Genomic DNA, 13,445 nt, shown 5'->3' on the forward strand with positions numbered 1-13,445 from the left:
GGCTCTTTTCGCCAGACCTCGCGAAAACGCATGGCTGCATCTATGCATTGACACGGCGCACAATATTTCTATGTTGCTATGCGTCGTCCGAGATATGTCGAATCCAAGCGCGCCGTCCGACGACCACTCGTCTGAGCCCGTACGGCACGGGACGTTCGATCGCGGCGCGCTGCCGCATCCAAAAGATGCAATGTCATTTTCCGAACTCGGCCTGAGCGAGAAGGTTCTCGCGGCCGTCGCAGATACCGGCTATACGCAGCCGACCCCCATCCAGGCACAGGCCATTCCCCACGTTCTTGCGCGCCGCGACGTTCTCGGCCTTGCGCAGACCGGCACGGGCAAGACCGCCGCCTTCACCCTGCCCATGCTCACTCTCCTGGAGCACGGCCGGGCACGTGCGCGGATGCCGCGCACGCTTATCCTTGAACCCACCCGCGAGCTCGCTGCCCAGGTGGAGGAGAACTTCGTCCGCTACGGCAAGAACCACAAGGTGAACGTTGCCCTGCTTATCGGCGGCGTTTCCTTCGGCGACCAGGATTCCAAGCTCGTGCGGGGCGTCGACGTCCTGATCGCGACGCCGGGGCGCCTGCTCGACCATGTGGAGCGCGGCCGTCTGCTGCTGTCCGGCATCGAGATCCTCGTCATCGACGAGGCCGACCGCATGCTGGACATGGGCTTCATCCCGGACATCGAGCGCATCTGCAAGCTGGTGCCCTTCACCCGGCAGACGCTGTTCTTCTCGGCCACCATGCCGCCGGAGATTCAGCGCCTGGTCTCGCAGTTCCTGTCGAGTCCGGTTCGGGTCGAGGTGTCGAAGCCGGCCTCCACGGCCACGACCGTCACCCAGATGCTCGTCGCCTCGCCGAGCGAGGACTTCGAGAAGCGCGACGTGCTGCGCGAGCTGATCCGCAATTGCGACGGCCTGCAGAACGGCATCATCTTCTGCAACCGCAAGCGCGACGTGGCGGTGCTGCACCGCTCGCTGCAGAAGCACGGCTTCAATGCCGTGGCGCTGCACGGCGACATGGACCAGCACGCGCGCATCAAGGCGCTGGACCAGTTCCGGGCCGGCGAGGCGACGCTGCTGGTGGCTTCCGACGTGGCCGCCCGCGGCCTCGACATTCCGGCGGTCAGCCACGTCTTCAACTACGACGTCCCGCACCACGCGGAGGACTATGTCCACCGCATCGGCCGCACCGGCCGCGCCGGGCGCTCGGGCACGGCCTATTCCCTCGTCACCCACGCGGATTCGAAGTCGCTCGCGGCGATCGAGAAGCTGATCGGCAATGCCGTGCCCTGGCAGGGCGAACCGATCGGCGAAGCTCCCCCGCGCGAGCGTCGCGAACGCCGGGACGGCGGCCGCGAGGACGGCCGCCTGCGCGGCAAGCGCCGGATGGACAAGGACGGCCGCGCCGATCGCGGCGAACGCGCGCCCCGCGGCGAGAGCGCCGAACGGGCAGAACGCCCGGCCCGCGCCCGCGATGCCGAGGGCGAGCGCACCGAGCGTCCCGTCGCCGAGCGGGCCGAGCGCGCGCCGCGCCGGGAACGCAGCGAGCGCCTCGCCCGTGCGGAGCGCCCGGAACGGACCGAGCGCCCCGAGCGGACGGAACGGCCGGAGCGCCAAGAGCGTCCAGAGCGCCAAGAGCGTCCGGAACGTGCCGAGCGTCCGGAGCGTACCGAGCGTCCGGAGCGCAGCCGCGGCCCCCGCGACGGCGCCGAGCGCGCCCCGCGGCGCGAGCGGGCCCCGGCGAACGAGCCCGCCGACATGTCCCATTTGCCCGCCTTCCTCCTGCGCCCGGTGCGCGTGAAGGCCGGCTGACCCGGCGGTCCCGCACCGCGCGGGACAGGCCCCTGCCCTTTCGTTGCGCCCGGCCTGTGCCGGGCGTTTCGATTCAGGGGGAAGCCGGGCGCCCAGCCCGGCACAGGAAAAACCTCCGGAATCGGCACCGCGGTAGGCTTTCATTGACGCGGCGCGTGTTTCTTCTTTCGCGTGCGCACTATAAGGAGCCCTACAGCCGGCTTCATGCCGTGCAGCACGCCCGAGACCAGACCAGACCCCGCGAGGCAAAGATGTCTGTCCAGAACCAACGGCTCGTCGATTACTGCCGGTCGGGCCGCAAGAAGGTGAACGGCTGGTTTGCCCGCAATGACGCCGAGCTGTTCCTGCGCATCCTCGACCTGCAGCAGGAGCTCGGCGTGTCCGGCTCGGCGGTGGAGATCGGCGTCCATCACGGCAAGTCGTTCGTGCCCTTGTGCCTCGCGCTTACGGGCAGCGAGAAGGCGCTGTGCATCGACATCTTCGACGACCAGTCGCTGAACGTGGACAATTCCGGGCAGGGCAACCGCGCGGTGTTCGAGGCCAATCTCGGCAAGTTCGGCATCGAGCCTGCGCGCACGATCATCCGCAAGGCCTCCTCGCTCGACGTGAAGCCCCAGGAGATCACCGAGGCGGTCGGCCCGGTGCGCTTCTTCAGCGTCGACGGCGGCCACTGGCACGACATCGTCATCAACGACCTGGACCTCGCGGCGGCGACGCTGGCGGAAGGCGGCGTGATCGCGCTCGACGACTTCCTGAAGCAGGCCTGGCCGGACGTGTCCTACGGCTTCTTCGACTGGCACCGCGAGAAGGGCCAGGACTTCGCGCCCATCGCCATGGGCACGTCGAAGCTCTACCTCGCCCGCAAGTCGTTCGCGCAGAAGTATCTCGACGGCCTCATGGCGAGCCCGGAGATCCGCTCGCGCATCTACAAGGTCTACGACTTCATGGGCGTGAAGGTGCCGGTGCTGATCGAGCCCTACCCGGCCTTCGTCATCGCCGCGAAGAACAAGCTCGCCGAAAGCAACGGCGAGCTGCTCGACAAGCTCCTGGCGCTCAAGCGCCGCTACATGTCCTGACGCCTACCGCGCCGCCTTCGCGCGCCGGGGCTTCGCCGGCGCGCGGCGGGCGATCTCGAAAGCGCGGCGCGACAAAGCGGCGAGGTCTTCGGGATCGTCCATCGCCGCCTCGGGGACGCGCCAATAGCTCATCACCGTGCGCCGGCCGTTGCTGGCCACGTAGCTGAAGGGTTCGGACCCGCGCCCCTCCAGTTCCCCGCCAAACGCCGCATCAGCCTTCAGATAGAGCGTGCCGCCGGCCTCCAGCGCGAACATCGTCCCGTCCCGGTAGATGCCATGGCCGCCGAACATGCGCCGCACGTCGATCGCGCCGAAGGCGGAGAACAGATCGCCGAGGAAGGTGCGGTCCAAAGGGCGCCTCAGGACCGCAGCAGCGCCAGGAGGCGCGCCGCCGCATCCATCTCGGTGCGGCGGGCGGCGCGGCGGGCGGCGGCGGCTTCGTCGTCGCCCCACTGATCGCGGTTGAAATCCTCGTCCACATGGGCCGCATCCCAGGCCACCGGCGCGTCCAGCGCTCCGCCCGCCACGGCAAGCGCCAGCAGCGCCGAGCCCATGAGCGTGGTCATGGAATGCACCGCCGACAGCGCCAGCGCATCCCGCGGGACCAGTCTCTCCACCCGCGCCAGGGCGTCCTCGGGCTGGGCCACGTGGCGGATGCCCTGGGCCAGGAAGAAGCGCGCGCCATGCTGCTCCCGCATCCAGTCCAGCACGCCGTCCCAATGGCGCGCCTGACGCTCGACCAGAGTCTGCGGCCCCTCGGCGCGATAGAACAGGAGGTCGCTGCCGGCATAGCGCACCACCTCGTCGCGGACCGCGTCGATCTCCGGCGCGACCCGGTCGAGGGCGACATTCACGAGCCGCGTCAGGGGCATGGAGAACGGATCGATCTCCGCGCCCTGCGCCGCCCATTCCGCAGCCATGGCCTCGGCGAGCGCGCGGGTGGGCACGGCGAGCAGCGCGCGGGCCGGGGTACGCACCGGGCGGCCGTCGAGCAGCACGCTGAAGCCGCCCTCCCCGTCGCCCACGCCCACGTCCTTATAGAAGCGCTTGGGCAGCGCGGTCTTCTGCGCGGCGCGCACGCGCGCGGCCGGGTCGGCGGCTTCGCCGGCGCCGAGATCGGCCATGATGTCGCGCATGCTCATTCCTCCCCTGCTGGGCTCAGGCGCTCAGCGCGCCGCGCTGCGCCATCAGCGCGAAGGCGGCGCCCGGCACCTGCTCGAAGCGGTCCACCAGCATGTGCGCGCCCGCGCGCTTCAGCTCTTCGACCGGATGATAGCCCCAGGAGACGCCGAGCGCCGACGCCCCGGCAGCCCGGGCCATGGCGATGTCGAAGCTGGTGTCACCCACCACGACGGTGTCCTCGGGCTGCGCACCCACCTCCGCCATCGCCTGGAGCACCATCGCCGGATGCGGCTTGGAGGGGGCGCTGTCGGCGGTCTGGATGGTGGCGAACCAGCCTTCCATGGCGTGGGCCGCCAGGACCCGGTCGACGCCGCGCCGGTTCTTGCCGGTCGCCATGCCAAGGATCACGTCCGGCCGCAGGCGCAGCGCGTCCAGCACGTCGCGGGCGGCCGGGAACATCGGCTCCGGCGGCTCGCTGTCGCGCAGCCGCATGAAGGCGGCGCGATAGGACTCCACCAGGGCTTCCACGGGATAGGCCGGATCGCCGGCGGAGAGCGCCACGAACGCCTCCGGCAGGGAGAGCCCGACCACCGAGAGGATGGTCGCGCGCGAAGGCGGCGCCACGCCGCGCACCGCGTGCGCTTCGTGCATGGCGGCGACAATCATGTGCTGGCTGTCCACCAGCGTGCCGTCGCAATCGAACAGGACCAGCTTCATCCCCCCACCACCTTCATTTCTGGCTCATCTGCTGGGTCGCCACATCATAGAGCCACGTCGCGCCCGAGGGATCGAGGAACACCACCTGACGGAAGCCGCGCTGCGCGCACTGGCGCGGGAACGGCCCGGAGACGATCAGCTCGGCCGCGGTCTGGGCGGGGAAATTGAACTTGATGGTCAGCACCGCCGCGTCGTCACCGGATGTGGCGACGGTCAGATCGAGCCCGTTCTCGACGAACTTCTGCTGCGTCTGCTTGGCGAAGGCCTTGCGCGTTTCCACGTCCGCGGGCGTCACCGGCGGAGGGCTGTGCAGGGTGGGCAAGGGCAGCCTTGCCTCGCCGACGCCGCCGTCGGCCGGTCCCGGCGCGGCGAGCGCCAAGGCCCCGCCGGGCGTCGCGGCCGGCGGCGGCTGGATCGAGCCGAAGGGCTGGGGCGTGATGAGGGCCTGGCTGGCACCGGCGGGCGCATCCGGCGGCGGCGCGAAGGCAGGAGCCGAGGGGGCCGCAGCCGGCGCGGCGCCCTCAGGCGTCGCCTGAGGCGCGGCTGGAGGCGCGGCATCGGCGGGGGCGGTCTGCGCCGCCACCTGCTGGCCGCTGTCCCGCGGCGGCACGGTCGGCGGCAGCGCGTCGAGCACCCACCACGCCAGCCCGCCCACGAGCAGGGCCGCACCCGCCCCGCCGAAACCCACCGCGAACGGCACCCAGGCGCGCGACTTCAGGTTGCGCCCGCAGAAGGGACAATGGGCCTCCTCGGGATAGACCTGAGCCCCGCAGCCGGGGCAGAAGTCCGATCTCGAGTCCATAAGCACGCCTCCGGACGCTGGAACCACCGTGCCGAACCGGAGCGCCCGGCACGCAAGAGGGCGCCCTTTAGCAGACCATTGTGGCGGTTCCTATTGCGGATTGCCGAAATTGAGCGCCGGCGGCGGCGGCATGTCGAGGCCCGGCGACAGGTTGTCGAACTGCTGCTGGATCTGCTTCTGGTCGAGCTGCACGCCGCCGGACTTGTAGTGCGTCACCATGCCGGGGAACAGGATGATGAGCGCCACCATGACGAGCTGGATGCACACGAACGGCACGGCGCCCCAATAGATCTGCCCGGTCGTCACCGGCTCCATCCTCTTGCCGGTCACGCGGTCGATATAGGGCACCTTGGCCGCCACCGAGCGCAGGAAGAACAGGGCGAAGCCGAATGGCGGGTGCATGAAGGAGGTCTGCATGTTGACCGCGAGCATCACGCCGAACCAGATCAGGTCAATGCCGAGCTTGTCCGCCGCGGGGCCGAGCAGCGGGATGATGATGAAGGCCAGCTCGAAATAATCGAGGAAGAAGGCCAGCACGAACACCAGCGCATTGACCGCAATCAGGAAGCCCACCTGCCCGCCGGGCAGCGAGACCAGCAGTTCCTCCACCCACAGGTGCCCGTCCACCCCGTAGAAGGTGAGCGAGAACACGCGCGCGCCGAGCAGGATGAAGAGCACGAAGGCCGAGAGCTTGGCGGTGGAATAGGTTGCCTGCCGCATCAGGTCGAACTTGAGCCGCCCGCGCGCCAGGGCCAGCGCCAGCGCGCCGACCGAGCCCATGGCGCCGCCTTCGGTGGGGGTGGCGACGCCGATGAAGATGGTGCCCAGCACGAGGAAGATAAGCGCCAGCGGCGGCACCATCACGAACACCACCTGCTCGGCGAGCTTGGACAGCAGGCGGAGGCGGAACACGCGGTTCAGCACCGCGATGACGAAGGCGAGGCCCACCGTGGCCGACATGGTCAGCACCACAAAGTCGGCGCCGAACTTCACGCCGCTCTCCCACATCAGGAAGATGCCGATGGCGATGGCGAGCGCGAGGGTGATGAACAAGGAGGGCGTCAGGAGCTTCGCTGCGCCGGACAGCACGTAGTACAGCAGCAGGAAGGCGACGACGCCCCAGGCGAGCGTGTTGGCGATGCCCGGCAGCAGGCCCGCCGTCAGACCCGGCAGCGAGCCGGTGGCAATCAAATAGGCGAAGCCCGCCGCGGCGATCGCCCCGAGCACGCGCGATGGCCCGCTCTTCTGGTCGGGATCGCGCAGGGTCTGCGCCTCCAGCGGCAGACCGGGCGCGGCGCCGGGAAAGATCGTGGAGACGAGGAAGATGTACACCGCGTAGAGGCTGGCGAGGATCAGGCCCGGCAGGAACGCGCCCTCATACATGTCGCCCACCGAGCGGTTCAGCTGGTCGGCCATGACGATGAGCACGAGCGAGGGCGGGATGATCTGGGCGAGCGTGCCGGACGCCGCGATCACGCCCGAGGCGACGCGCCGGTCATAGCCGTAGCGCAGCATGATGGGCAGCGAGATCAGGCCCATGGAGATCACCGAGGCGGCGACCACGCCGGTGGTGGCGGCGAGCAGCGCGCCGACGAAGATCACCGCATAGGCAAGCCCGCCGCGCACCGAGCCGAACACCTGGCCGATGGTGTCGAGCAGGTCCTCGGCCATGCCCGATCGTTCCAGGATCAGGCCCATGAAGGTGAAGAACGGCACCGCGAGGAGCACCTCGTTGTTCATGGTACCGTAGACGCGCTCGGGCAGCGCCTGGAGGAAGGACGGCTCGAACAGGCCGAGCCAGATGCCGACCAGGCCGAAGATCAGGCCGTTGGCGGCCAGAGAGAAGGCCACCGGGTAGCCCAGCAGCAGGAACACCACGAGCGCCGCGAACATGATCGGCGCCATGTTGTGGATGAACCAGCCCCTGAAGCCGGGCTCGGCCGCGAACGCCATGTCGGGCGCGAGGGCGATGAGGAGGCCGAGGGCGAGCGCCAGCGCGGCGAGCGGGAAGCGGGTCTTCATCTGTGCCTCACTCGCCGCTTGCGCTGGGGACGGACTTGGAACTGGCGGGCACTTTGGCCTCGGCCAGCAGGCGCTCGGCTTCCGCCGCCAGCGCCGCGTGGCTGCCGCCCGATCCTTCGTGGGGGTCCTCCATCCTGCCGGTGAAGATGGCGACGCGCTTGATGAGCTCGGAGAAGCCCTGCAGCGTCAGGAAGAAGAAGCCGAGCGGCACCAGGAACTTGGCCGGCCACTGCGGAAGGCCGCCAGCGTTCAGCGACTGCTCGTTGATCTCGAACGAGGTCAGGAAGAACGGCCAGGAGGTCCACAAAAGCAGGATCGAGAAGGGCAGCAGGAAGAACACATGCCCGAAGATGTCGATACCGTCGCGCACGCGCTTGCGCAGATGGGAATTCACGATGTCGATGCGGATATGCTCGTTGTCCATCAGCGTCCAGGAGGCGCAGAGAAGGAACACCGCCGAGAACAGCACCCATTGCAGTTCCAGCCAGGAATTGGAGCTGTAGTCGAACGCCTTGCGCACCACCGCATTGATGGCGGAGACGAAGATGGCGACGACGATGAGCCAGGCCGCGGCCTTGCCGATGCGCGCGTTCACGGCATCGACGGCTCGGGCGAATGCGAGCAGCATGGTCATGATGAAACGATCCCTCGGAGCGCCAGCGGCTCGGGCCGCTCTTGCGGGACCACCTTCGGCCGTCCCGATTTGAGCCGGCACCATATGCGAGAACGCGCAGGGTTCAAGGGGTGGACCCGGCAGGCGCAGGCCCGGCGAGGCCTTCCAGGCACTTGCCGCAGCGCATCTGCGACCAAAGTCGAAGGTGCGAAACCGAACTGACACAACGTTACCGCCACGGAAGACCCGCGGACTCGGGGGCGGGCGGGCGCGGCGGCGCGCTCTAACCCTCCGGCGCCTCCAGGATGGGATCGTACTGGCTGGCATCGAAGCCGAGCACAGCGAACGACTGCGCCATGTGCGGCGGCAGCGGCGCCGAGACGTCGATCACGCCCTGGCCGCGAGGATGGGGGATGATGAGGCGTCGGGCGAGCAGGTGCAGGCGGTTCTGCAGGCCGCCGGGCAGTTCCCAGTTCTCGATGTCGAAATATTTCGGATCGCCGACAATGGGATGGCCGATATGGGCCATGTGGGCGCGCAATTGGTGGGTGCGGCCCGTCACCGGCTTCAGCGACAGCCAGGTGAGCTTCTGCGCCGCCTGGTCCACCACCGCATAATAGGTCACGGCGTGGCTCGCCTCGTCCTCGCCGTGGCGGGCGACGCGCATCTTCTCCTCCTCCTCGTCGCGGGCGAGATAGGTGGAAATCCTGCCCTGGCGCGGCTTTGGCACGCCCGGCACCAGCGCCCAGTAGACCTTGCGGGCTTCGCGGGAGCGGAAGCTCTTGGCCAGCACCGAGGCGGCGAGCCGCGACTTCGCCACCAGGAGGCAGCCGGAGGTGTCCTTGTCGATGCGGTGGACCAGACGGGGCTTCTGTCCGTCCTTGTCGCGCATGGATTCCAGCAGCCCGTCGACGTGGCGGTAGGTGCCGGAACCGCCCTGGACCGCGAGGCCGAACGGCTTGTTGAGCACCATCACGTCCTTGTCCTCGTACAGGATCAGGGACTTCAGGAACGCCAAATCCTCGTTGGTCTTGCCCTTGGTCCGGTCCCGCCCGGCAGCGCCCTCGCCCGCCCCCGGGGCCCTTGCGTCGCCAGGCGTTGCGCCCGCTCCGCCGGCGCCGGCCGGTTCCGCACCGCCCACCGAGTCCTGCGACGGGTCTGTCCCCATCGGGGGCACGCGCACGCTCTGGCCGGGATCGAGCCGCGTCGAGGTCTTCGCGCGGCCGCCGTCGACGCGCACCTGGCCGGTGCGCACCAGCTTCTGCAGGTGCCCGAAAGAGAGGTCTGGATAGTGGGTCTTGAACCAGCGGTCGAGGCGCATGCCCGCCTCGTCCTGCGTCACCGTCTTAAGCTCGACCGCCATCAGCGGAAAATTCCCGTTCGGGCCCGTCCGCCCATGAGCGCCGACCAATAGAGCATCGCGCGCGCGCCGTCACGCGGCGGCGCCTCAGCGGCATTATCTCAGCTCATGGTGCGCATCAGCGCCATGCCGGCATAGACGCCGAGGAAGGCGATCGCCACCGAGCCGATCACATAGGCGGCGGCGAGCGTGTGCTCGCCGCGCTCCATCAGGAAGAAGAAGTCGAGCGAGAATGTGGAGAAGGTGGTGTAGCCGCCGAGCACGCCGGTGGTGAGGAACAGCCGCATGGACTGGGTCCAGTGCTCGCCGTCCTTGAACGCGAGATAGCCGATCACGAGCCCCATGATGAAGCTGCCCGAAACGTTGACCACGAAGGTCGCGAACGGAAACCCCGTGCCGAACAGGCGCGGCACCCACTGGTTCACGAGGTGGCGCAGCACCCCGCCCAGCCCGGCGCCCAGGAACACGATCACGGCAGGATGCATGGCGGGACCCCTCGCTGACGCGCTGAAGCGCACTCGACCGACGCGGACATGACACCACAAGCGCTGCCGCGCCAGCCCTTCGTTGGGCATGGGGCGCGTCTGGTGCAGCGCCCGTCTCGCGATTGTGACCTGGGCCGGGGGACGAAGGGGGGCGGTCGCGCGTTTCGTTTCAGGCATGCCCCTGCGGGAGGTCCCCGACCCGAGTTTCAAGGAGTGAAACGCCGATGCGCAGATTTGTTCTCTCCGTCACGATCCCCGCCCTGGCCTTCGTCGCAGCCGCCGGCGCGGCGCGCGCGCAGGACCGCCCCGTGACCGACGACGAGCGGGCGCGCATCACGGCGGCGCTGTCCGCCCACACCTGCCAGCCGGGAACCATTGAAATGGACGACGGCCTGTTCGAGGTGGACAACGCGGTCTGCGCCGACGGCAAAAAATACGACTTCAAGTTCAAGCCGGACATGACGCTGGTGGAGAAGAAGCTCGACACCTGACGGATCGAGGCTGAGCGACGCCGCGCTTCGCCCCTGTTCGTGGACGGCTGGCGGCGACACCGTGGATGCCCCGGACAAGCCGGGGGATGACGTCGGGATAAGCCCGCTCCAGCCGGCCGCACGCGAGGCGGCGCCACCCTGCCCCTACGCTTCCCCGCGCTCGGCGCGCAGGCGCGCCCAATAGTCCATGCGCTTCCGGATCTCGCGCTCGAACCCGCGCTCCACCGGGTGGTAGAAGCTCTGCCGGCCGATGGCGTCGGGGAAATAGTTCTGGCCCGAGAAGGCGTCCGGCTCGTCATGGTCGTAGCGGTAGCCGGCGCCGTAGCCCTCGCCCTTCATCAGCTTGGTCGGGGCGTTGAGGATGGTCTTGGGCGGCATCAGCGATCCGCCCTCCTTGGCCGCACGCTTGGCGGCGGAGAAGGCCTTGTAGACGGCATTCGATTTCGGCGCGGTGGCGAGATAGACCACCGCCTGCGCCAAAGCCAGCTCGCCCTCCGGCGAGCCGAGGAAGTCGTAGGCCTCCTTGGCGGCGTTCGTCACCACCAGGGCCTGCGGGTCGGCATTGCCGACGTCCTCCACCGCCATGCGCACGATGCGGCGGGCAAGGAACAGCGGGCTCTCGCCGGCGTCGAGCATGCGGGCGAGATAATAGAGCGCCGCGTCAGGGTCCGATCCGCGCACCGACTTGTGCAGCGCGGAGATGAGATTGTAGTGCCCGTCCTCGCTCTTGTCGTAGATCGGCGCCCGGCGCTGCACCACCTCGGCGAGGCCGGCGACGTCGAACACCTCGCCCGGCCGCGCGGCGCGCCAGACCTCTTCCGTCAGGGTCAGCGCGGCGCGCCCGTCGCCGTCCGCCATGTTGACGAGGGCGAAGCGCGCCTCCTCGGTGAGCGGCAGCGCCTTGCCCTCGATCTCCTCCGCGCGGGCGAGCAGGCGCGCGATCGCCTCGGCATCGAGCGCCTTGAACACCAGCACCCGGGCGCGCGAGAGCAAGGCGGCGTTGAGTTCGAACGAGGGGTTCTCGGTGGTGGCGCCCACCAGCGTCACCGTGCCGTCCTCCATCACCGGAAGGAAGCTGTCCTGCTGGGCGCGGTTGAAGCGGTGGATCTCGTCCACGAACAGCAGCGTCGCCTTGCCGGTGAGCCGGCGGGCGCGGGCCTGCTCGAACACCTTCTTGAGGTCGGCGACGCCCGAGAAGATGGCCGAGATCTGCTCGAAATGCAGATCGGTGGCGCTGGCCAGAAGGCGCGCCACCGTGGTCTTGCCGGTGCCCGGCGGCCCCCAGAGGATGAGCGAGCCGAGCGAGCGGGTCTCCAGCATGCGCGAGAGCACGCCGTCCGGACCCACCAGATGGTCCTGCCCCACCACCTCGGCGAGCACCTTGGGCCGGAGGCGGTCGGCGAGCGGGCGGGCGACCTCGGCCCCGAGCCCCGCTGCCTGGAACAGGTCCGACATCGCCCTGTCCTTCAGCCCGGCAGGACGGCGGAGATGGCGCGCCCGCCGCGCACCACCACCACCCGCCAGGCGCGCTGCGGGGTGCGGATGGCGATGTCGAGGTCGCGCGTGCGCAGCACCTTCTGTCCGTTCACCTCCAGGATCACGTCGCCGGCCTTGAAGCCGGCGGCGGCGGCGGCGCTGGCGTCGTCCACGTCATAGATGACCACGCCCGTGGCGCCGAAATCGACCCTGAGCTCCTCCGCCACGGCGGGCGAGAGGTTCACCACCGTGGCGCCGGCGAAGGGCGAGCGCGCCTTGAGCACAATCTCCTCGCGCGGCACGGTCTCCGGTGCGCCTTCAAGCACCACCACCAGCGCCATGTCCTTGCCCGATCGGGCGATGGCGAACGCCGCCTTGCCGCCAATGGGGCGTGTGGCGAGGCGGTAGTTGAGCGACTGCGGGTCATCCACCGCCTGCCCTTCCACGGCGACGATGAGGTCGCCGCTGCGGAGCCCCGCTTTGGCGGCCGGGCCGCCCTCCACCACCGAGGTGACCAGCACGCCGGTGGGCCGCTGCAGGCCGAGGCCCTCGGCGATGTCGGCCGTCACCCGCTGGAGCGCAGCGCCGAGCCAGGGCCGGCGCACCGCCTTGCCGCCGCTCTTGGCCTGCTCGATCACCACCCGCGCCATGTTGACGGGAATGGCGAAGCCGATGCCGTGGGAGCCGCCGGAGCGGGAATAGATCGCGGTGTTGATGCCGATCAGCCGGCCCGCCATGTCCACCAGCGCGCCGCCGGAATTGCCGGGATTGATGGCGGCGTCGGTCTGGATGAAGAACTGGTAGTCGGAGATGCCGGCCTGGGTGCGGGCGAGCGCGGAGATGATGCCCTGCGTCACCGTCTGGCCGACGCCGAAGGGATCGCCGATGGCGAGCGCGATATCGCCCACCGCCACCTCGTCCGAATTGCCCAGTTCGATGATGGGGAAGGTCTCCTTCCCCTCGCGCTTGATGCGCAGCACCGCGAGGTCCGTGCGCTGGTCGCGCAGCAGCACCTCCGCCTCCAGCTCCCGCTTGTCGTTGAGGGCGATGCGGATCTCGTCCGCCTGCTCGATCACGTGGTAGTTGGTGACCACGAGGCCGGAAGGGTCGACGATGACGCCCGAGCCCAGCGAGCGCTGCATGCGCTCCGGCGCGCCGAGGCCGGGCGCCCCGCGATTGCCGAAGAAGCGGCGGAAGAAGGGATCGTCGAACAGCGGATTGCTGCGGGCGCGCTGCTCCTTCAGGGCATAGACGTTCACCACCGCCGGCGCGCTCTTGGCCACCACCGGGGCGAAGGAGAGCTGCACCTCGGCGCGCGACGCCGGCACGCGCGGCTGCGGCTGCTGCGCACCGGCGGTGCCGGCAGCCAGAGCGAGGGCGCAGCCGAAGGCGCCCGCGACCAGCATGGTTCCTCTCATCCCAAAACCTCTCGCATAGGGCCGCCCCGCCCGGCACCGGTTCC

The 13,445-nt window shown here is 69.4% G+C and carries 13 protein-coding genes; 3 read left to right on the forward strand and 10 right to left on the reverse strand.

Annotated features, from left to right (window positions below; genetic code table 11):
• Positions 1-190 precede the first annotated feature (190 nt).
• Both D9R14_RS14325 and D9R14_RS14330 read left to right on the forward strand, forming a co-directional pair.
• A complete protein-coding gene (locus tag D9R14_RS14325) occupies positions 191-1,819 on the forward strand; it encodes a DEAD/DEAH box helicase (protein ID WP_121624015.1) in 1,629 nt (542 codons plus the stop codon).
• 251 nt (positions 1,820-2,070) lie between these two features.
• On the forward strand, positions 2,071-2,895 hold the full coding sequence (locus tag D9R14_RS14330) for a class I SAM-dependent methyltransferase (RefSeq protein WP_121624016.1): 825 nt from the start codon (positions 2,071-2,073) through the stop codon (positions 2,893-2,895).
• A 3-nt stretch (positions 2,896-2,898) separates the two neighbouring features.
• Here the strand turns inward: D9R14_RS14330 and D9R14_RS14335 are convergent, their stop codons facing one another.
• The 8 genes from D9R14_RS14335 to crcB all read right to left on the reverse strand — a co-directional run bounded on the left by D9R14_RS14335 (position 2,899) and on the right by crcB (position 10,016).
• The gene (locus tag D9R14_RS14335; RefSeq protein WP_245420813.1) at positions 2,899-3,246 is read right to left on the reverse strand and encodes a TfoX/Sxy family protein; all 348 of its coding nucleotides are present in this window, start codon (positions 3,244-3,246) and stop codon (positions 2,899-2,901) included.
• A gap of 8 nt (positions 3,247-3,254) precedes the next feature.
• Positions 3,255-4,031, reverse strand: coding sequence for an ATP12 family chaperone protein (locus tag D9R14_RS14340; protein WP_121624017.1), 777 nt, complete (start codon positions 4,029-4,031; stop codon positions 3,255-3,257).
• A 22-nt stretch (positions 4,032-4,053) separates the two neighbouring features.
• A complete protein-coding gene (locus tag D9R14_RS14345) occupies positions 4,054-4,734 on the reverse strand; it encodes an HAD-IA family hydrolase (RefSeq protein WP_121624018.1) in 681 nt (226 codons plus the stop codon).
• A 13-nt stretch (positions 4,735-4,747) separates the two neighbouring features.
• Positions 4,748-5,536, reverse strand: coding sequence for a zinc ribbon domain-containing protein (locus tag D9R14_RS14350; RefSeq protein WP_121624019.1), 789 nt, complete (start codon positions 5,534-5,536; stop codon positions 4,748-4,750).
• A gap of 90 nt (positions 5,537-5,626) precedes the next feature.
• On the reverse strand, positions 5,627-7,489 hold the full coding sequence (locus tag D9R14_RS14355; protein WP_121624061.1) for a TRAP transporter large permease: 1,863 nt from the start codon (positions 7,487-7,489) through the stop codon (positions 5,627-5,629).
• A 76-nt stretch (positions 7,490-7,565) separates the two neighbouring features.
• Entirely contained in the window at positions 7,566-8,192 is a 627-nt protein-coding gene (locus D9R14_RS14360; protein ID WP_121624020.1) for a TRAP transporter small permease subunit, read from the reverse strand.
• 262 nt (positions 8,193-8,454) lie between these two features.
• On the reverse strand, positions 8,455-9,534 hold the full coding sequence (locus D9R14_RS14365) for an RluA family pseudouridine synthase (RefSeq protein ID WP_121624021.1): 1,080 nt from the start codon (positions 9,532-9,534) through the stop codon (positions 8,455-8,457).
• Between the two features lie 98 nt (positions 9,535-9,632).
• The gene (gene crcB, locus D9R14_RS14370) at positions 9,633-10,016 is read right to left on the reverse strand and encodes a fluoride efflux transporter CrcB (protein ID WP_121624022.1); all 384 of its coding nucleotides are present in this window, start codon (positions 10,014-10,016) and stop codon (positions 9,633-9,635) included.
• A gap of 224 nt (positions 10,017-10,240) precedes the next feature.
• Between crcB and D9R14_RS14375 the strand changes: the two genes are divergently transcribed.
• Positions 10,241-10,507 carry a PepSY domain-containing protein gene (locus D9R14_RS14375; RefSeq protein WP_121624023.1) on the forward strand — a complete coding sequence of 89 codons (267 nt, stop codon included), beginning with the start codon at positions 10,241-10,243 and terminating at the stop codon, positions 10,505-10,507.
• A 144-nt stretch (positions 10,508-10,651) separates the two neighbouring features.
• On the opposite strand, the gene D9R14_RS14380 is transcribed toward D9R14_RS14375, so the two are convergent.
• Positions 10,652-11,962: a replication-associated recombination protein A gene (locus tag D9R14_RS14380; protein WP_121624024.1), complete on the reverse strand. Its 1,311-nt coding sequence runs from the start codon at positions 11,960-11,962 to the stop codon at positions 10,652-10,654.
• A gap of 11 nt (positions 11,963-11,973) precedes the next feature.
• Positions 11,974-13,389: a Do family serine endopeptidase gene (locus D9R14_RS14385; protein WP_121624025.1), complete on the reverse strand. Its 1,416-nt coding sequence runs from the start codon at positions 13,387-13,389 to the stop codon at positions 11,974-11,976.
• Between the last annotated feature and the right edge of the window lie 56 nt (positions 13,390-13,445).

This window comes from Xanthobacter tagetidis, from assembly GCF_003667445.1.
In the GTDB taxonomy this organism is placed as follows: Bacteria; Pseudomonadota; Alphaproteobacteria; order Rhizobiales; family Xanthobacteraceae; genus Xanthobacter; species Xanthobacter tagetidis.

What these genes read in the sequence shown, in the direction of transcription:
- D9R14_RS14380 (WP_121624024.1), bottom strand. Translation starts at nt 11,962, where the DNA reads ATGTCGGACCTGTTCCAGGCAGCGGGGCTCGGGGCCGAGGTCGCCCGC.
- D9R14_RS14375 (WP_121624023.1), top strand. Translation starts at nt 10,241, where the DNA reads ATGCGCAGATTTGTTCTCTCCGTCACGATCCCCGCCCTGGCCTTCGTC.
- D9R14_RS14360 (WP_121624020.1), bottom strand. Translation starts at nt 8,192, where the DNA reads ATGACCATGCTGCTCGCATTCGCCCGAGCCGTCGATGCCGTGAACGCG.
- D9R14_RS14355 (WP_121624061.1), bottom strand. Translation starts at nt 7,489, where the DNA reads ATGGCGTTCGCGGCCGAGCCCGGCTTCAGGGGCTGGTTCATCCACAAC.
- D9R14_RS14385 (WP_121624025.1), bottom strand. Translation starts at nt 13,389, where the DNA reads ATGCTGGTCGCGGGCGCCTTCGGCTGCGCCCTCGCTCTGGCTGCCGGC.
- D9R14_RS14325 (WP_121624015.1), top strand. Translation starts at nt 191, where the DNA reads ATGTCATTTTCCGAACTCGGCCTGAGCGAGAAGGTTCTCGCGGCCGTC.
- D9R14_RS14350 (WP_121624019.1), bottom strand. Translation starts at nt 5,536, where the DNA reads ATGGACTCGAGATCGGACTTCTGCCCCGGCTGCGGGGCTCAGGTCTAT.
- D9R14_RS14365 (WP_121624021.1), bottom strand. Translation starts at nt 9,534, where the DNA reads ATGGCGGTCGAGCTTAAGACGGTGACGCAGGACGAGGCGGGCATGCGC.
- D9R14_RS14330 (WP_121624016.1), top strand. Translation starts at nt 2,071, where the DNA reads ATGTCTGTCCAGAACCAACGGCTCGTCGATTACTGCCGGTCGGGCCGC.
- crcB (WP_121624022.1), bottom strand. Translation starts at nt 10,016, where the DNA reads ATGCATCCTGCCGTGATCGTGTTCCTGGGCGCCGGGCTGGGCGGGGTG.
- D9R14_RS14340 (WP_121624017.1), bottom strand. Translation starts at nt 4,031, where the DNA reads ATGCGCGACATCATGGCCGATCTCGGCGCCGGCGAAGCCGCCGACCCG.
- D9R14_RS14345 (WP_121624018.1), bottom strand. Translation starts at nt 4,734, where the DNA reads ATGAAGCTGGTCCTGTTCGATTGCGACGGCACGCTGGTGGACAGCCAG.